Genomic DNA, 18203 nt, shown 5'->3' with positions numbered 1-18203 from the left:
TCCATCCTCGCAGTATGTCTTCATACAGCTCCGGTGGAAAACCTGCGCCCGCCTCGCACCCAAGCCCATTTGCGGCCCTCGGCTACGAAATTTGTGAGAAATGGCCGTTAAGCGGCCGGGAGCGGGCCTGCCCGAAAGGGGGCCTGCGCGCGGAGGAGAGCGCCTCCCGGCCCGAGGTTGCCTAAAAGATCCCCTTTGCCCAAGAGCTTTTCCGCGCCGCTCTCTCCCAGCACCATCCGGGAGTCGATCGCGCTGGAGACCCGCAGGCAGAGGTGGACGGGGAGGTTGGCGTGGATGAGGCCTGTGACCACCCGCCGTTCCGGCCGCTGGGTGGCCAGGATGAGGTGGATGCCGGCGGCCCGTCCCTTCTGGGCCAGCCGCTCGATGCTCCGCTCGAAGCGGCGCCGGGTCTGCCGGTCCCCGAGCAGCCAGTCGGCGAATTCATCGAAGAAGATCACCCGGTAGGGGATTTCGGTCTTTCCGGCGGCGATCCGCCGGCTCAGGGAGTCGAAACCTTCGCGCGCGAGGATCCGGTAGCGCCGCCCCATCTCTTCGACGCTCTCCTCGAGGGCCGCCAGCGCTTCTTCCGGCTCGGTGAGCAGCCCCCGGCCGCGCAGCTGCGGGATCTCCTTCCAGGGCCCGAAGGTGAGAATCTTCGGATCGATGAGGAGCAGCTCGAGGTGCTCCGGGGAGAGGGCGCGGCAGAGCGTCGCCAGGATGGAGATCAGCAGCATGCTCTTCCCGCTCCCGGAGGTCCCCGCGACGAGCACGTGGGGATAGTTGGCATCGGCCAGGTCCCGGGCCAGGATCTGTCCCTCCACGGCCTCTCCGACCAGCAGGGGCAGCGTCAGCCCTGCGGGCATGCCCCGGTAGGCCTCTTCCCACGGAAGCCAAAACGGCTCCGGGTTGGGGAGGTCGACGGCGATAAAGCCCGGGATCCCGAGGATCGAGGGCTCGCAGTCGAGGCCGAGGTGGACGCGGAGGGTCGGGGCGAGCGAGAGGACCCTTTCGATCCGCATCCCCTGCGGAAACCGGAAGCGGAAGCGAAGCAGCTGGTGGGAGCGCACCGCACCCGCGGATCGGAGCGGGAAGCCGTGGGAGGCGAAGAACTCTTCGAGCTTGCGCGCCGTCTCCCGGATCCGGGGATCCTCCGAGCCGGTTCCGGGCTCCAGAGGACTCTCCGGACCGCTTGCGCTTTGCCGGAGGATTCTTTCTTCGAGCACCGGACGGATCTGGCGCGAGAAGATCGCCCGGAGCTCCCCTTCCGAGACCGTGCGCGCGGTCAGGGAAGGGCCGTAGTATTCCAGGACCCCGGAAACGGGGGAGGCCGTCGGATCCCGGCGGAGCAGCTCGGCGTAGATCGCCAGCTGCAGGAGGTCCTGCGGCGCATCGGAAGGCTCGGAAAGCTTGTAGTCGACCAGCTGCCGCCCCTCCGTCGGATGACGGCGCAGGGCGTCCACGCGCCCTTCGATCCGAACGGCGCGGCCTCCCTCGCCAGCAAAGACGCCGGCGACCGGGAGTTCACTCCCCTCGAAGAGATCGGCCCAGGAGGAGACCGGGCCCGAGGCGGCGATCCTCTCGAGGTTTTCGTGGAAGGCGCGCAGCGCCGCCGCGAGCCGTTCGGCCTCCCCGGTCGCGCCCCGGGCCCGCCGCGCCGCGATCTCGGGCTCGGCCAGATCCTGCAGCGCCTTCCCATACTCCTCCGGGGTCCGGCGGCTGTGCGGCGTCCGGAGGAGCTCCCCGGCAAATGCCGCGACGATCCGGTGGAAGACCGTGCCGAGCTCGACGGGCTCGGCAGGAGGAGGGGAGTCGTTTTGGAGGCATAATTTCACGAGCTCGCCGACGGTGAGGCGCGATTCGCGCGTGTCCGTGGGCTGTGCGGGCGTTTCCCGGACCAGCTGCTCCGCCCACGGCCGCAGCCGCTCCCGGGCGAAGGCGAGCGCCTCCTCCCGGGGGAACTCGAGATCTCCCTCGAGCACCTTTGCGTGGAGCTCGTAGAGGGCGGCCAGCGGGATCCAGGTTTCCGGGTCGAGGACGAGGATGCGCAGCGGACCGCCGCAAGCCTCCCGGATCGCCTCCGCCGCCTTCCATCGAGGGCCCGGGATCGGGGGGTCGTCCCAGGACCGGAGGAAGATCGAGCGGCGGCAGCCGCGGGGTCGCTTGGCTTCTTCGACCGCTTCCCGGGCGATCGCCTCCCACCGCTTCCAATTCGAGCTCGCCTCCCGGCCGAAGCCGACGCTCCAGCCGTTTCCCAGCCACCGGAGCAAAAGATGCTTCTTGCGCCCGAGGTAGGGCTCTTCGGGCTCCCAACCCGGAAGGGAGCGCCCCGCTTCCCGCAGGAGCCACTGGAGCGTGTCGGGAGCGAACGGGGGCGGCCCCTGGCGCATGCGGGTAAGGATTTCTTCGTAGCATTGCCGGAGGGAGGTCGGCTCGGGCCGCGATCGGTTGACGCGCCGCTCCCACTGCTCTTCGGCTTGCATGAGGAAACGGCGGACGCCCCGAGTCTTGGCCGAGCGGAAGAAGTCCGGAAGCCAAGCACCGGAAAGAAAGCCTTTCGCCTTTTCCGGCTCGACCCCTGCGCGGCGGAGCCGGCTTTCCGCGAGGAGGCGTGCCTGGCTCTCGTTCAATCCCGAAAGGTGGAGGGCGGGATCCTTGTAGCGCATCCGGTCGCGGTACGCTTCTTCGATCGCCGGCAGGATCCGCTTCTCCCACGGCTCGAGATTGGCGGTGACCACTAGCATCTGGTTGGGCGCGCGGTCGACAAGCGTGGCCACGACATAGCCGAATCGCGCGGCCCACCGGGAGTCCTGGGCGAAAGCCTCCGTCTGGTCGAAGCAAAAGAGAAAGGGACGCGCGAAGCGGGCGAGCCGGCAGAAGTCGAGGATCCGCTCCTTGGCGAGCTCGTTGGCGTCTTCGGGATCGCTGTCCGCGGCGGGGATGTCGGCTCGGGGAAGTCCGAGAAACGCCGCCTCTTCCGGATCGAGGCTCGTCGCCCGCATCCAGTCGAGGCAGAGGCGTCGCCGATCGGGATCGAGCCGGTGGGCGAGATAGCCCAGGAGCACCTTGAGCCAGGAGTGAGGATTGCAAACCGAGCCGAGCTCGATACGGCGGCTCCACAGACATTGGTCGAGGCAGGTGAAGGTCGTCGGCCGGCGGATCCATTCGATCCAGGAGGCCGCATCCGGCCCCTCCCAAAGGCTGAGGGGGTCGGCGCGGAGCAGCCGCCGCAGTTCGTCCGAACCGTTCCGCCATCGGCAGGGAAGCTCGGCTTCCGACACAAGGCCCCGGTCGAAGAGGTCGGCGGTCAAGTGGCCGATGGCCAGCGCCGCAAGCTGGGCGAGCTGGGTCCGGCCGGGGTCGGGCGCGGGCGCATCGCTCCGATCCAGTTCGCGGAGGATCTGGCCGAGGATCCGTTCCCAGCACCGGTCGACCGCCTCGAAGGGCTGGAGATAGATCCGGGTCGCTCTTCCTTGGAGCTTCCGGAAGAGGCGGCCAAGCAGGTGGGTTTTCCCGTAGCCGGGTTCCGGAGAGAGAACGACAAGGGCATGTTCCAAGCGGCCCTGCCGCTCCAGCTGCTCGAAAAAGGAGAGGAGGGCCTCGAGCGGACGGTCGTTGAGGTCGGCAACGGCCGGCTCATCTTCCCAAGGGTCACGGATCCGTTGCGCCGAAAAGGGGTTCATCGGGATGCGCCCGCTGCCTGGCTATCGATCCGAACTCGCAGATGGGGCTCGCCGTCGAGGAGGATCGCCGCCTTTCGCTCCTCTTCGGTGGACAGCGACCAATCCCCGCGGGAGAGGTGCGCCCGGCCGGCGGCGCTCTCTTCCTTTAGCCAAGCGTGCAGATCGGCAAGGGGAACCCGCGCCTCGGAAGCGAGCGCGGCGATCTGGACGTCGAGGAATCCGCGGGTGTGGACCAGCACCGCGTAGGCCTCCCGGACCTTCTTGGGGTCGAAGCGGGGTTCCCCGTCGCGCCCGACCCCGGGCGCACACCCCTCCCGATGGGTGTAGTACAAGCTTTTGCCCCGCGTCAGTCGAAGGAGGACCCCTTCCCGGACCAGCTGCTCGATCGCTTCTTCGCAGAAGAACCGTTGCGCGCGCGGGCAGAACCGGGCGAGCTCCTTGCCGAGGAAGAGCCGAGCGGGATATTGGGCCGCACCCCGGTCGATCGCTTCGGCGGCTGCCGCGGGTGTGGGGGCGGAGCCCGCCGGGAAGTAGAGAGCCTGCGAAAGGGGCCCCAGCCGGACGATCCTTCCTTCCAAGAGGAGAGCCTCGAGGATCCGGTCGATCTCCCGCTTTCGGGCCGGTCCGAGCCGGCTTCGGGAAAGACCGCCGCTCCCGGCCTTCCGGAGCGCTTCCAGGATGCGCGTCCGCTCGTCGGAGCCGGAGACCGGCTTCCGCCCGGATACTTTCCTCCCGGATCGGTTCATCGGATGGAAATCCCGCTAGCGCAGCCCGCCCGGGGGTGGCAAGCCTTTCTTCGCCGAGCTTCTCCGCTCCGGCCGTCAGCTAAACCGGATGTCGAGCGTCCGGAGGTAGGTGTGAAGTCCCGCATCCTGGATGGGCAGGATGTAGGCGGGCCCATCCGACGCGTTCCCATGCTCATGCCAGTAGCCCGGAGGGGTCACGAAGGCGGAGTGGCTCACCCAGTCGACGCGGACCGGGTCGCGGATCGATCCGTCGGCTTGGAGCTCGCGGCCGACGCGGGTGTAGACTCCCGGCCTCCCCTCGACCACGAAGTCGAGCGCCACCGACTGGTGGCGGTGGGGCTTCTGCCGCGTCCCGGGCCGGATGATCCCGAACATGGCCCACAACGAGTGCGTCACGGTGAGGGTCTGCGGGAACCGCCGGTTGGCCAGGAGCACGCTCACCCGGCTCCTCCGCGCCGCTTCGGGGTCGGCCTCCGCCTCGGCCAGCGCCTGGCGGATCGCTTCGGCGCGGAAGCGGAGGGGAGCGAAGCGGCTTTTGCTCCGGGTCACGCCCAAGTAGGCTAGCAGCGGGCTGTCGTCGACGACATACAAGCGGGCGTCGCTCTCCGCGCGATGGACGGCCGGAGCGCTCGGAAGGACGAAGATATCCCCCTTCCTCCAGGGAAGGCTTCCCCGCTCGGTTTCGGTGGCTCCCGAGCCGTCGATGACATAGAAGAGCTGGCTGGTGGCCTCGGGGGAGGTCGCCAGCCGCTCCCCGCCGCGAATCTCGGCAAAGCCCGCGAGCAGGCTCGGGCTTGTCGCCGGATAGGAAACCCCGAGCTCGCCGGAAAGATCCAAGGAAGCCAGACCGGTCTTTCCGAGGAAGTAGGCCTCGGGAAGAAACTGCTTCACCGGAACGTTCGGCGTCGCGCCCGAGCCGATCGGATCGGCCGCCCGGCTGTACTCGAGAAGAAGCGAATCCGTTTCGAGCCTCTCCTCGGAGAGCGGTTCCTGCGTCTCTTGGGCGTTCATCGGGTTCTCCGTGCCGGGTCCCTCGCGCGGCCGGCGGGGCCGGGATCGTTCGCTCTCCGGAGGCGGGCCGCGGTTCCGGTTTTTTAAAAGAATCTATCACGCATAAACGCCTCAAGAAAGGAAGCCTCCGCGGGGAGCTCCGGAAGCCTTGCTGCCGGGCCCGGAGGGCGATCCGGGAAGTCCTCCCGGATTTCCGATCCGGCGTGTTTCGGCGGGCGGCAGCCTCAATATCCCTCCGCCTGGCTCCGCACCTTGCCGCGGAAGCTCCAATAGGAAAGGGAGGTGTAGGCGAGGAGCAGCAGGGCGCCGATCCCGAACCAGAGAAGCCCCATGCGGAGCGTGGGCGAGCCGGCCGCCGCGTTGAAGACGGTCAGGCTCTTGTCCCGGGTTCACGGAAGAGAGCAAGAGGTAGGGATAGAGGCCGGTTGCGGTCGCTCCGAGGGCGGAAAGCAGGAAGAGCGAGGAGCAGAGGGAGGAGGAGAGCCCCTTTTCGGTCCGGAGAAAGAAGGGGATCAGGAGGAAGGAGAGCGCGGCCAACGCGAGAACGCCGATCCCGAGCGGCCGCTGCGCGCAGCGGGCGAGGACCGGGTGGCGGGTCCAAACCATGACGACCACCGAGAGGAGGAGGAGGGCGGCCTCCCCTTGCCAGAGCCGGAGCGCGATCCGCCGGCTCCTCGTCCGGATCGCGCCGTCGGTTTTCACGAGCAGGAAGGCGGCTCCGTGCCGGCCGAGGCTCACCGCGGCCAGCAGGCTGAAGAGGAGGGTGAGCGCGTCGAAGATCCCGTGGCGGGAGGAGGGGAGGAAGTAGGTCCACAGCGGGAGGAACCAGTCCGGGCTCGCGTCGATCGGAACGCCTGTCACCAGGTTTCCGAGAAAGCCGCCGAGAAGGAGCGCGGCCGACAGGCTGGCCAGGAAGAAGACCCCGTCCCAAAAGCTCCGCCAGAGCGGATGGGCGAGCTGGGAGCGGATCTCGAGCGAGATCCCCCGCAGGATCAGCAGCCAGAGGAAGATCATGATCGCCAGGTAAAAGCCGCTGGCGGCCGAGGCGTAGGCCTTCGGAAAGGCGAAGAAGAGAAGGCCGCCGGCCGCGATCAGCCAGACCTCGTTGCCGTCCCAAACCGGGCCGACGGCCCGATAGCAGGTCCGCTTCTCTTCCTCCGTCCGCGCCAGCCGGGGAAGGAGGATTCCCGTGCCGAAGTCAAACCCGTCGAGGATGACGTAGCCGCCCACCAGGAAGACCAGGAAAACGAACCAGAGGGTCTCCATCGCCTATGCCGATCGGTCCGGCGGTCCCTCGACGATCCGCTTCCCGATCAGGAAGGCGAAGAGGAGTCCCAGGAAAAGATAGAGCCCGAGGAACCCCAAAAAGGTAAAGAGGGCGTTTCCCGCGTTGACCCCCGGGGAGGCGCCGTGCGCCGTCCGGAAGAGGGAGTAGACGAGCCAGGGCTGGTGCCCCGCCTCGGCGGTGATCCAGCCGGCCGTCGTGGCGATATAGGGAAAGGGGGCGCAAAGCAGGAGCGTCCACAAAAGCCAGCGGCTCTCTCCAAGCCGCCCCGCCGCCAGCGCGATTCCGGCCGCGAGCATGACGGCGACAAAGACCGTCCCGAGCCCGACCATGATATAGGTAGGCGTAGTAGACCAGCGGGATGTTGTCGGGCCAGTCGCTCCGCGGAAAGGCGTCGAGCCCTTTGACGTCGGCCGCGAAGCGGTGGTAGGTGAGGAAGCTCAGGAGCTTCGGCACCAGGATCGGGTTGTCCAACGACTCGGACTCCAAGTTGGGCTGGCCGATCAGGATCAGGGGAGCTCCCTTTGCGGTTTTAACGGCCATTTCTCACAAATTTCGTAGCCGAGGCGCCGCAAATGGGCTTGGGTGCGAGGCGGGCGCAGGTTTTCCACCGGAGCTGTATGAAGACATACTGCGAGGATGGAAAACCAAGCGGGAGCGAAGCAGACGAGCCCGTTTTGCAAGCCGTAGGAGAAAGCTTGTGAGAAATGGCCGTTAAAGGATCGCTCTCTCCCGGGCGAGGCGAAAGTGGCGGTCGCCCGTGAAGAGCCTGTCGGTTCCGGGTGCCGGCGGCTGCGGCTCGAGGAAGGGCCGGTTCGAAACCGGAGCGCGGCGAGAAAAGGCCGCGATCGGGAATTTTTGGCGTCGGCCGGCCCCCGCAACGTATGATGGAGGGGTGGGCTGTTCTGCTTCGGCTCTCGGCTGGCTTCTTCTCCTCGGAACTCTCGCGCCGGAACCGGGCGCCGCGGAACCGCCTCCTCCCGCGGCCTCGGCATCCGAAGACGCGTCGTTTGCCGCGGATCGCCGGGCCATTCTCTCGATGGCCGGCAAATGGCGGGTCGTCTACCGGTTCGAGGAAATCCTCTCTTGGCGACCCGGCTATCGCCTCCGTCCTCCCTACACGATCCGGGGATGGGAAGCGGTGTGCGTCCTCGAGGATAAGGGCGGGCATATCGGCCTCCAGCACCTGCTGGTGGGTGCAAAGGGAGAGGTGGTCAAGCACTGGCGGCAGGATTGGGACTACCAGAGGAGTTCCTTCTGGGAGTATGCCGGGCGGGGGAGATGGCGTTTTTTCGCGGTCGACCCCAAGGAGGTCGCCGGATGCTGGACCCAGACGGTCTGGAACGTCGATGACGCTCCGCGGTACGCGGGGTACGGGCGGTGGCGCCATGAAGAAGGGGTTTCGGAATGGGTCTCCCGCCCTTTGCGGCGTCCGCTGCCCCAGCGCGAGCTGGGCCGGAGAAGGGATTACGATTGGCTCCGGTCGGTGATGCATCAGATCGTCTTCGGGGACGGTTGGATCCTGGAAGAGGAGAACGACAAGGTGAGCGGGAGCGGAGGCCGGGAAACGATGCTCGCGCGGGAGATCGGGGTGATTTCCTACCGCAAGGGAGGCGGAGCCGACTTTCGGGCCGCCGAGCGGTACCTCGAAAAGACCGGTCCGTTTTGGGGGGCGGTCCGTGCCGCTTGGGACCGGATTCTCGAGGAGAACCGGGAGGTCGGCTACAAGGGAAAGGAGGACGCCAGGGAGCTGGCGGAAAGCCTCCGCGCGGCAGCGGCTCGGTTCGATCCGGCCCGGGAAAGCCGGGAGCAGGCCGAAAGCGAAATCCTCGGGTGCATCCGGGAGCACTGCTTCCTCCTGCCCAAGGAGAAATCCGAATCGACCCCCCCCTAACCGGTCGGCGGGGCGGGAGGGGGCGGCCGCCGAAGGGCGGGATCGACCGGGCTCATGATGCCGACCGGGTTGCCGTCGGGGTCCTCGAGGATCGCGTAGCGGGCTCCCCAGAATCCGTCTTCGGGCTCCTTCTGCGCCCGGTAGCCCGCCCCGGTCAGGGAAGCAAAGAGGTCGTCGACGGCCCTGCGGGACCGAACGCGGAAGAAGAGGAGGTTCCCTCCGCCGGGCGTCGGCCGCCCGCCGGGATTCCACCGGCGCGCTCCGGCGACGGTGTCGATCTCGAGCCGCACCCCGCCCGGCAGAACGGCCTCGGCATGGTGAGGTGCCCAATCGGGCGCGCTCGCCCTCCGGATGTCCAGCCCCAGCCGCCGGTAGAAGGCAATAGAGGCGTCCATCTCCCGGACGATCAGGTTGATCTGGCTAAGCAGCGGGCTTTCTGCCGACTCCATCCTTTCACTCGCTCTGCCGTCAAGGCGCATGCGGGAGCGATCTTGCTTGCGGACCGGACGAAAGGCAACCCGGGACGGCCCCGGATCCTCCCCACGGCCGGGGAGCCCCGAAGTGGGGCACTCGTTCCGGAAAGAGAGCCCGGCTGAGGAAGTCCGCCCTGGGTGCGCGCGGCGTGGGTCTCCAGGGGAATCCGGGTTTTCCGGAAGAGAGTCGGCCGGGCGGGATCGCTTCGGAAGGGGGCTTTCTTCATCGATTAAAGAGGGAGCGGCAGCGGATCGAGGTCGACGGCGACCCGCACCGTGTGGCAGCCGCCGCCCACGATGACGCCGCGCAGGGGAGAGACGTCCTGGAAGTCGCGCCCCCAGGCGAGGGTGACATGCTCGTCCCGGACCAGGAGGCGGTTGGTCGGGTCGAAGTCGATCCAGCCCGCCTCCGGTCCGGCCCATGCGGAAACCCACGCGTGCGACTGATCGGCCCCGCGAAGCTTCTCCTGTCCGGGCGGCGGCTGGGTGCGCAGGTAGCCGGAGACGTAGCGCGCCGGCAGCCGGAGGGCGCGGAGGCAGGCGATCATGAGGTGGGCGTAATCCTGGCAGACGCCCCGGCGGCCGGCGAAGGCCTCCGAAGCGGTGGTGGCGCTGCCGGTGGCCCCGGGCACATAGCTCATGTCGGCGTAGAGGCGCCCGCCCAGGTCGAGGAGCGCCTCCAAGATCGGTCGGCCCGCCGGAAAGCTGGCGGCGGCATAGGCTGCGATCTCCCCGTCGGGTGCGGCCAGCGGGCTGGGCAAGCAGAACTCCACTAGGTCCACATCGTCCAAGCCGCAGGCGGCGATCTCCTCCCAGGCCGGGGTCGTGGCGGGAAGGGGCGGCAGCTCGACTTCGACCGTGGCGCTCATCGCCACCCGGAACTCCCGGTGCTCTCCGGTAATCGAGACCGTAGTGGTCAAGTTCCCGAAATGATCGATCTCGTCCCGGCGGGTGTCGGGAGCCGGCGAGATCTCGAGCCGGGCGGCGAGGACCCTCTGGCCAGGTCGTTCGCGCGGCAGGAGATGGAGGAAATGCGTCCCCAGGACCACCGCTTCGCTGTACTCGTAGACGGTCACATGGTGGAGCCGGTAGCACGTCATGGCGCGGAATTGGCCACTTCGTCTTCCTCCAGGGAGCGCGGCTCGGGGAGCAGGGCAAAGAAGCGCCGGTGCATCCGATCGGAGAGGAGGCGGAGCTTGGCGGCGACCTCCCGGAGAGGCTCCCCCAGATTCGAGGCGGCTCCGACCAGGTTGGTGACCTCGCGCTGCAGCCGGTAGGCGGACTCGGCTTCGTCCTCGGCGGCCAACCGCTCGAGGCAAGCGCGCAGCGCGGCGCACTGGAAGGCGAGCGACCGCGGGTTGAAGAGGTCGGCCAGGACCATCGAGAGGACAGGGCCGGGGGAGAGGATGCCCGCGTAGCGCAGATCGTAGCTAAGCACCGAATCCGCAAGCTCGATGCTGAGCGCCATGCCCGGCTCGAGCCGCTCGGGCGGCGCGTCGAGCAGGATGGCGAAGCTCTCGGCCATGGTTACTCCCCGCTCGAGCCGGCGACCTATTTCTAGAAAGAGCCAGCCGCCGTCTCGGGACATGTTCTCCGCCGCGATGCCCGCGAAGGTGGCGGTGAAGCTCAACAGCACGGGGAGCGCCATCTCCTCCTTGGGGAGGCTCTCGGTCGCCTGGCGGAGGGCGAAGCGGACCGTCGCCAGCATCGAGGGCGAAAGCCGCTCGGAGGAGGCATCGACCAGCCGGTCGACCTCCGCGACCAGTCCGCCGATCCGCTGGCCGCGCGCCAAGGTCTGCCGCAGCAGGCGGCCGGAGACGGTGCCGCCGGCGATCTCCGAGGATATGAGCCCGGCCCGGGCCAGACAATGGATGAGGAGGGTGCGCTCGGCGATATCGCGCGGCAGCGAGGTGCCCGATTCGAGCCGGGGCAGAGCGAGCATCAGCAGCCGGCAGGCGGCCTCCAGCCGCTCGACCGAACGTCCGAGCCAGAAGAGATTGTCGGCCAACCGCGAGGGGAGGTGAGCGGCCGCTAGGAAGAAGCCGAGGTTCGGCGGTTCCACCGGAGGGGGACCGACGATGCGGTAATCCTCCTCCTCCTCCGGTTCGAGCACCCAGATGTCCTTGCAGCCGAAGGACGGAGAATCGCTTGCGGAAGCCTCGAGCGGCAGGCCGAGCCCGCCGGGCAACACCCGCCATTGCTCTCCGTCATTCCAAGCGAAGAACCGAAAGGCGATCGGAAGCGAAACGAGCTGCGGGCCGCCTGCGAAGGCCGCTCGGGAAGCCAGCGCCCGATCCTCTTCGGTGGCCCGCCGGAGCAGCGGATCCTCGCCCAGCAACGGCTCGCAGAGCCGGTCGAGGAAGGGGAGGAGTTCGGCCGCCTCCACCAGGGCCGTCCCGGGGGCGTTCCACATGGAGAGGACTCCGGCGCGCAGCGCGCCGAAGGCGCCGGGAACGCCCAGGGCCAGGCGGCCGGTCTGCTCCAGCGGATCGAGGTCGATGCCGGAGATCCCGCGGATCAAGGTTGCGATCGGAAGGAGGCCGCTTAGCGTCTTCATGTGCAAGGCGCCCTTGCGCGTGGCGATGTCGCTGGGCCCGATCCGCAGCAGACCGAGGGAGCGGGCGAGCAGGGCCTCGTCGACCGCTGCCGGGCTCGGGCGGGAGGAAGCGGTGCTGGCCGAAAGGACCGCCACGAGCCTTCCTTCGGCTCCTCGGTAGAGCCGGTCGACCAGCATCTCGCGTGCCGGGCGCAAAGAACGCAAGCCGCCGGCGGGAAAGATCTCCGGAAGGGTGGCGGCGGCCAAGCGGCGGAGGCTCAGCGCGTGGCCCAGACCGGAAATCGCGCCGGCATGCTCACGGAGCAGCCGGAAGGATCCATCCGGGGTGCGGATCAGGTCGGCGGCGTAGAGCGCCAGGCGCGGGTAGGCCAACGGGGCCGAAGTGTGGAGGCCGCGCAAGAAACGGCGGTCTCCGAGCACAAGCGCGGGAGGGATCCACCGCTCTCGAAGCAACCTCTGGGGGCCGTAGAGGTCTTCCAACACCGCGCCCAGCAAGCGGGCGCGCTGCCGGATCGCGCCCTCCAGTTCGGCAAACTCGCCGGCGGTCAGCAGAACCGGCAGCGGGTCATAAATGAGGCGCGGCGCATCGCCGAACGGTCCCGCCAGGCCGGTCATCCGGTTGAGTGCCGTAGCGCGCCGAGCGAGCTCCTCCGGCCCCAGCCGGTGGACTGCCGCCATCACCGGCCTCCACACGTCGCGAAGGCGCCCGTGGGCATCGAGCGTCTCGTCCTGTCCTGCTCGTGCCTCCGGTGGCTGCATCCAACCCGCTTAACAAAGCCCCGCGCCGGTGCCGATCCAAAAAACCGGCTCCAGCCGCGCTGAACCATCCTGTTTTTGCGGCTCGCGCCATGGACGCGGCCGAGGGTTCTTCTCGCCCTATCTGGAGACAGCTCCGCGGGGAACTCGAATTGGCCCTGGCATCCAGGCTCGCCGGCGGCTTCTCGGATACGAACTTCCGTACGACCTTTTCCCGCTCAGGAGAGCAACCAGCGGATCGGTCCGTAACTGCTCATGATCGTTGAGGTCTTCGTAGCCCAGCGCAATCCCGAAGACGCGCTGGGCAAGCATCTCCCGTAGCCGATGCACAATGCGTTTCGGATGGCGTCGATCCCGAAAGCAGCCCTCCAGCCGTCTTCACCAACCGATCTTCCGATCGGCTTCCCGCAACAGGATCGCGCCCCCATCGCTGGAGATCCGACCCGCGGTACATCCCGCTTCCACCCGTCGCGAAACATGCGCTGTAAACGCAACAAAGGTCTCTTGGCTACACCCTGCCAGGGAAGGCCGTTTCTTTTTTCTGGTTGTAATAACGTGTCGTTAACGCACTTATACTAGGGAAAGACGGCCTTTCCTATGCCCTTTTGTCGGATTTTTTGCCCTCCGCTAACGGCCATTTCTCACAAATTTCGTAGCCGAGGCGCCGCAAATGGGCTTGGGTGCGAGGCGGGCGCAGGTTTTCCACCGGAGCTGTATGAAGACATACTGCGAGGATGGAAAACCAAGCGGGAGCGAAGCAGACGAGCCCGTTTTGCAAGCCGTAGGAGAAAGCTTGTGAGAAATGGCCGCTAGGCCGGTGACCGGAAAGCCGAGCGTGCGCAAGCCTTCGGCGAAAAGAAAATTGTGCTCGAAGTAGTAGCCCTGCGGCCTGCGAGAACGAGCTTTCGCTCGATCGAGTCGAGGTCGAGGCGGACCGGCCGGCCGAGCAGCGGATCGAGGTTTTCAAACGGGATGGCCTGGGGGTGAAGAGCGTGAAGCCGGCTCAGGGTATCCAGAGTAGCGCTTGCCGGAACGCCATAGCCGATGCGGGCGAAGTAGCGGTCGAGGAATGCGGGAGGCACAGGGGAAGCAGATCCTCTGAACGTCCTGCCGCTCGGCGCTTGCCTCCGACCGGGTAAAGTCGTTAGAACAATTTCCGATGGTTGGTGATCCAACCAGGGAGATTCTCATCATGTCATCTCTAGTCCATCTCTTTTCTCCCCTCACCGTCGGCCCTCTGGTTACCCCCAACCGAATCTGGATGGCTCCTTTGACCCGATCCCGGGCGGGGCAGCCTGGAGACGTTCCGACGGAGATGAACGCCCGCTACTATGCGCAGCGGGCTTCGGCGGGCCTCATTATCAGCGAAGCGACCCAGATCAGCCGGGAAGGGCAGGGGTATGCTTGGACGCCGGGAATCTACACCGATGCCCAAGAAGCGGGCTGGCGGCAGGTCGTCGAAGCGGTCCACCGCGCCGGGGGACGCATGGCCCTTCAGCTCTGGCATGTGGGCCGAGTCTCCCACCACCTTCTTCAGGAGGGGGGGCGGCCGCCGGTCGGGCCCTCGGCGGTCCGGGCCGAGAAGACCGAATGCTTCGTCGTGCTCCCGGATGGAACTCCCGCGCGCGTCCCGGTGGACACACCGCGGGAGCTCGAGATTCCCGAAATCCATAGGATCGTTCGGGAATATGCCGCCGCAGCCCTCCGAGCCCGGCGTGCGGGATTCGACCTGGTGGAGGTCCACGCGGCCAACGGCTACCTTCTCAACCAGTTCCTCGACCTGCGGGCCAATCGACGGCGCGACGAATATGGGGGCTCGCTCCCGAATCGGGCGCGGCTATTGCTCGAAGTCGTCGATGCGGTCGCCGAAGCCATCGGGCGGGAGAGGGTGGGCGTCCGGCTCTCTCCCAAGGGGTGTTCAACGACATGGAGGTCGAAGGGAGTTGGGAAGCCGCGCTCTACGTGGCGGCCGAGCTCGATAAGCGGAAGATCGCCTATCTTCATATCGAAGAGCCCGATTGGGCGGGAGGCCCGCCGTTGACCGAGGAGGAACGGCGCTCCTTGCGGTGCACCTTTTCTTCCGTCCTGGTCTTTTGCGGCGGGTATACGGCCGAGCGGGCCGAGGCGGCGATCGCGGCCGGGATCGCTGATGCGATCGCCTTCGGCAAGCTCTTTCTCGCCAACCCGGATTTGCCGGAGCGATTCCGGCGCGGCGCGCCGCTCAATGTTCCGGATCCGTCGACTTTCTACGGCGGCGGAGAAAAGGGATATACCGACTATCCGACCCTCGATGAGATCGGGGCATGAGGGTTGCCAGCAGCTAAAAAAATATATGGACACATAGCAAGTTTAATGGCAGTGTGTCCGAGTGAAGTTGAGTGTCTGGGCCAAGCGGCAGGGCATTTGCTACAAGACGGCTTGGCGGATGTGGAAGGAAGGGCGTTTGCCCGTCCCGGCCGAGCAGTTGCCGACCGGAACGGTGATCGTGCATGCGGAGCCCTCACAACCCAATGGGGTCGCCCTTTACGCACGGGTATCGAGCTCCGATCAGAAAGCGGATCTGGACCGGCAATTGGCTCGGCTGACCGAGTTCGCGCTCAAGCAAACGGTTGCCGATCGTCAAGGCCGTCAAGGAGGTCGGCTCCGGAATGAACGGCCATCGGAAGGGCCTGATCGAGCTGCTCCGTGATCCCAATATCGGCGTCATCCTGGTCGAGCATCGCGACCGGCTGATGCGCTTCGGCTTGGAGTACCTGGAAGCGGCATTGGCCGCGCAGAGCCGATCGGTCCTGGTGGTGGAGTCGGACGACAGGACTGATGACATCGTGGGCGACCTGCATGAGGTCATCGTTTCGATGTGTGCCAGGCTTTACGGGAAGCGATCCGCTCAGGACCGCGCCGAGAAGGCGCTCAAAGCGATCCAGGAGTAAGCTTCCTGTTTTCACCTACCAGACCCGGTTGAGGTTAACGCATGAGCAGACTTCGTGTCTTGACGCCTATGCGGCGCTCTACGGGCGGGCGCAGCGGACTCTTTTGGCCAGGATGCGGGCGGGCGTTTCCATAAACGAGCTCAAGCGGTCGTTTCTGCGCCGGTTCGGCCTCACCGCCCGGCAGTTCAACGCCATTCGGGTCGAGCTCGAAGGCAAGATCGCCTCGATCCGGGAAAGGCGGCCCGAGTTGATCGAGGAAGCCAAATGGCGGATCCGGAAAGCGGAAGAGGCGGTCGGCCGGCTGGAGAAGAAGCATCCGGGATCGGATGTCGTGCACCAGAAAAAAGCGGCGGCTTGCCGTCCTGCGGGCGAAGCTCGAGGCGCTTCTGGCCGATCAGGAGTCCGGCCGGGTCCGGCTCTGTTTCGGTTCCCGACGCCTCTTCCGCAAGCAGTTTTCCCGGGAAGAGAACGGCTATGCGGACCATGCCGCATGGAAGAAGGATTGGCAGGCGGAGCGGAGCAGCCAGTTCTTCGTGCTCGGATCGAAGGACGAGGCCTCGGGCAACCAGTCCTGCCAAGCCGCAGTCGCTCCGGACGGCAGCCTGCGGCTGCGGTTGCGGCTGCCGTACGGATGGGGAAGCACGAGCAAACACCTGGTGCTCGAGGGCGTGCGCTTGGCCTACGGCCAGGAGGAAATCCTCCAGACCCTCTCCGCCGGCCGGGTCGTGATCGCACAAACCAAGACGGGGAAGCTCTTCCGCAAGCGGGAGGGAGCTGCCGTGGGCTACCGCTTCGTGCGGGACCGGAAGGGCTGGCGGCTGTTCGCAAGCGTCGAGGCGCAACCGGTCTTATTGAGGACGAGCCATCTGGCTGGGGCGATTGGCATCGACATGAACGAGGACCATCTGGCCGTAGCCGAAACCGACCGCTTCGGCAACCTCGTGGAAGTCCGCCGGATCGGATTATCCCTCTATGGCAAGAGCGAGGAGCAGGCGAAAGCCGCGATCGGCGATGCGTGCCGGGACATCGCACAGTCCTGCGTTGAAGCAGGCAAGCCGCTCGTGATCGAGCGATTGGATCTTCGCAAGCGGAGGGCCGAGCTGGAGGCGGTCGATTGCGTTCGGGCTCGCTCGCTCTCTTCTTTCGCCTACGCCAAGACGATCGCGATGCTCAAGGCGGCCTCTTTTCGCGCTGGTGTTGAAGTGGTCGAGATCAACCCGGCCTACACTTCCGTGATCGGCGCGGTCAACCACGCGCGCCGTCATGGCATCGGTTCTCACCAGGGCGCGGCCTACGCCGTCGCCCGGAGAGGATTGGGCCTATCCGAGCGCCCGTCCGTGCGGGAGGCGGTCGTGCCGACCCGCAATGGCGGCCATCTCACCTTCGCCCTACCCGCGAGGAATCGGACGAAGCATGTATGGTCGTTCTGGGCGGTCGTTCGGAAGAGGCTCAAAGCGGCGCATGCAGCGCATGCCCGGTCGGGAGGCAATCGCTTGCCTCCCGCGCCTCTGCTCCCGAAATCGCGGGCATTGGGCGCTACGCGGGCTTTGCCGGCGAAACCCCGGCACGCGAACCGTCGGCAGCACTGTTCGGCCGACGTCCTGGACGATCTTCCCTGGTAGGGGAACGGTTGTCTATGGTTTTAGGAACGGTCGAGACGGTCGAAGCGGATCTCCATGCCGGATGCGCGCTCCACATCGTTAGCCACTGTCGCGAGGAGAGACTGGATTTCCGCCCATGGCGTTTCCTTAAGCAAGGTGAAGTCGAGATCCGCGGAAAACCGGTAGTCCGCGAAGTAGCACTTCTTAAGCGCCGTCCCTCCCTTGAACGCGAGGATGTCGCGCAACGGGCTGCGCGCAATCCCGACGAGAATCCACGCGAGGCAGTAATCGTGCTCCAAGACGCCTTCCGCGATCTGCCGGCCGCCTTGCTTGGATATGCGTTTTGAGATCTCCGAAAGAGCGCGACAAGTGATCATGATTACGTGCTGACAACCGCGACAAGTTCTTCCGGCTCGACGTTCAAGACGAGACGCCACCGATGCAGGCGTCTCCCCTCGCGCGGGCGGATTGGATCGACAAGCACGTAAGTCTCGGTCAAGCCGGCGCGCAGGCGGGCCAGATCCGTCTCCGACGCCATCTCATAGGTCTCCAGCACATACCCCAGCCGGCGCGCGACGGCTCCGACGCCGAGCCTTTGAGCGTACTGGATGAGGCGGTCAACGCTGATGTCATCACGCCGCATCCAGAGGCCCTTGGCCACTTCCGTCAGCCCGCCGCAGTGCTGTGGCTGCTTGAGCCCGTCGACGACCGTCTTCTCCAGATCGCTTACGCGCACCTTCTCCTCCGCGGTTGACCAATCCTCGACGATTCCGAAGAAGTGCTCGCGAGGGCAGCGCACGAAGCGAAATTCCACTCCGGAAATCCATATAGCCCGTCTGGGATGTGGTATGCTGACCGTAATCACCAGTTGAGGCTGCGTCGTCATGTTGTGAAATTCCAGAGCGCTGCCATGCGATATGTAGTAATCCTCCCCGCGCATGAGCTCGCGGGCGACGACGAAGGGATCTCCGAAATAATGATGCTCGCCGGTCTCGGACGGCGCCAGGATGTAGAGGCCTGATCTGAGCCGATCGGCCACGCCGCGAGCCACGAGCTTGTGCGTAAGGCTTCTGGCGGAGTTCCTGGACAATCCCGTGATCTCCCGGACATCGTCCAGACGGAAGATCATTCGTCTCCGCTCGTGGAGCTCAGTTACCAGCCTGGCCGACTGGGCGCCCAAGGTCTTGAGGGGTGCGCTGTGTGTCATCGCTTCGTTTCTCCGAAGGGTGCGTTTCGCGCTTATATATAAGATACGCGGGCTAACAAGGCT

General features: G+C 66.4%; 14 protein-coding genes and 3 pseudogenes. 4 read left to right on the top strand and 13 right to left on the bottom strand.

What is annotated here, in order from left to right:
* Positions 1 to 107: 107 nt before the first annotated feature.
* From MTHMO_RS06545 to MTHMO_RS11120, 6 genes and pseudogenes are all read right to left on the bottom strand, one after another.
* The gene (locus MTHMO_RS06545) at positions 108 to 3680 is read right to left on the bottom strand and encodes an FtsK/SpoIIIE domain-containing protein (protein ID WP_202214067.1); all 3573 of its coding nucleotides are present in this window, start codon (positions 3678 to 3680) and stop codon (positions 108 to 110) included.
* Entirely contained in the window at positions 3677 to 4426 is a 750-nt protein-coding gene (locus tag MTHMO_RS06540) for a hypothetical protein (protein ID WP_202214066.1), read from the bottom strand. Before MTHMO_RS06540 ends, MTHMO_RS06545 begins: the two co-directional genes overlap by 4 nt.
* A gap of 75 nt (positions 4427 to 4501) precedes the next feature.
* Complete coding sequence (locus MTHMO_RS06535) at positions 4502 to 5437, bottom strand: cupin domain-containing protein (RefSeq protein ID WP_202214065.1); 936 nt, start codon at positions 5435 to 5437, stop codon at positions 4502 to 4504.
* Between the two features lie 111 nt (positions 5438 to 5548).
* The gene (cydB, locus tag MTHMO_RS06530) at positions 5549 to 6703 is read right to left on the bottom strand and encodes a cytochrome d ubiquinol oxidase subunit II (protein ID WP_202214064.1); all 1155 of its coding nucleotides are present in this window, start codon (positions 6701 to 6703) and stop codon (positions 5549 to 5551) included.
* A 3-nt stretch (positions 6704 to 6706) separates the two neighbouring features.
* Positions 6707 to 7054, bottom strand: a complete 348-nt coding sequence (locus MTHMO_RS11125; protein ID WP_255535357.1) for a cytochrome ubiquinol oxidase subunit I — start codon at positions 7052 to 7054, stop codon at positions 6707 to 6709.
* 67 nt (positions 7055 to 7121) lie between these two features.
* Positions 7122 to 7265 (bottom strand): annotated as a pseudogene (locus MTHMO_RS11120) (cytochrome ubiquinol oxidase subunit I); the annotation flags it as partial.
* Positions 7266 to 7617: 352 nt separating this feature from the next.
* Here MTHMO_RS11120 and MTHMO_RS06520 point away from each other — a divergent pair.
* A complete protein-coding gene (locus MTHMO_RS06520) occupies positions 7618 to 8616 on the top strand; it encodes a DUF6607 family protein (RefSeq protein ID WP_202214063.1) in 999 nt (332 codons plus the stop codon).
* On the opposite strand, the gene MTHMO_RS06515 is transcribed toward MTHMO_RS06520, so the two are convergent.
* The 5 genes from MTHMO_RS06515 to MTHMO_RS06495 form a co-directional block, all read right to left on the bottom strand.
* Positions 8613 to 9065, bottom strand: coding sequence for a VOC family protein (locus MTHMO_RS06515; protein WP_202214062.1), 453 nt, complete (start codon positions 9063 to 9065; stop codon positions 8613 to 8615). The two genes, MTHMO_RS06520 and MTHMO_RS06515, sit on opposite strands and share 4 nt — an antisense overlap.
* A 254-nt stretch (positions 9066 to 9319) precedes the next feature.
* Entirely contained in the window at positions 9320 to 10189 is an 870-nt protein-coding gene (locus MTHMO_RS06510; protein ID WP_202214061.1) for a transglutaminase family protein, read from the bottom strand.
* Positions 10186 to 12405 (bottom strand): circularly permuted type 2 ATP-grasp protein, encoded by a 2220-nt coding sequence (locus MTHMO_RS06505; protein ID WP_237394808.1) that lies wholly within the window; start codon positions 12403 to 12405, stop codon positions 10186 to 10188. Before MTHMO_RS06505 ends, MTHMO_RS06510 begins: the two co-directional genes overlap by 4 nt.
* 117 nt (positions 12406 to 12522) lie before the next feature.
* Complete coding sequence (locus tag MTHMO_RS10955; RefSeq protein ID WP_255535448.1) at positions 12523 to 12774, bottom strand: transposase; 252 nt, start codon at positions 12772 to 12774, stop codon at positions 12523 to 12525.
* 437 nt (positions 12775 to 13211) lie between these two features.
* Positions 13212 to 13484, bottom strand: a complete 273-nt coding sequence (locus MTHMO_RS06495; RefSeq protein WP_370568266.1) for an arylamine N-acetyltransferase — start codon at positions 13482 to 13484, stop codon at positions 13212 to 13214.
* 110 nt (positions 13485 to 13594) lie between these two features.
* Here MTHMO_RS06495 and MTHMO_RS06490 point away from each other — a divergent pair.
* From MTHMO_RS06490 to MTHMO_RS06480, 3 genes and pseudogenes are all read left to right on the top strand, one after another.
* Positions 13595 to 14709 (top strand): annotated as a pseudogene (locus MTHMO_RS06490) (alkene reductase).
* A 61-nt stretch (positions 14710 to 14770) separates the two neighbouring features.
* Positions 14771 to 15332, top strand: a pseudogene (locus MTHMO_RS06485) (IS607 family transposase).
* Between the two features lie 326 nt (positions 15333 to 15658).
* Positions 15659 to 16954 (top strand): transposase, encoded by a 1296-nt coding sequence (locus tag MTHMO_RS06480; RefSeq protein ID WP_237394806.1) that lies wholly within the window; start codon positions 15659 to 15661, stop codon positions 16952 to 16954.
* A gap of 20 nt (positions 16955 to 16974) precedes the next feature.
* Here the strand turns inward: MTHMO_RS06480 and MTHMO_RS06475 are convergent, their stop codons facing one another.
* Together MTHMO_RS06475 and MTHMO_RS06470 are read right to left on the bottom strand one after the other, a co-directional pair.
* Positions 16975 to 17232: a nucleotidyl transferase AbiEii/AbiGii toxin family protein gene (locus MTHMO_RS06475; RefSeq protein WP_237394805.1), complete on the bottom strand. Its 258-nt coding sequence runs from the start codon at positions 17230 to 17232 to the stop codon at positions 16975 to 16977.
* 80 nt (positions 17233 to 17312) lie between these two features.
* Complete coding sequence (locus MTHMO_RS06470; protein WP_202214059.1) at positions 17313 to 18140, bottom strand: type IV toxin-antitoxin system AbiEi family antitoxin; 828 nt, start codon at positions 18138 to 18140, stop codon at positions 17313 to 17315.
* Between the last annotated feature and the right edge of the window lie 63 nt (positions 18141 to 18203).

Origin of the sequence: Methylacidimicrobium sp. AP8, from assembly GCF_903064525.1 — a bacterium.
GTDB lineage: Bacteria > Verrucomicrobiota > Verrucomicrobiia > Methylacidiphilales > Methylacidiphilaceae > Methylacidimicrobium.
Note: the sequence above shows the minus strand (reverse complement) of the source record. Positions and strands in the feature narration are given on the sequence as shown.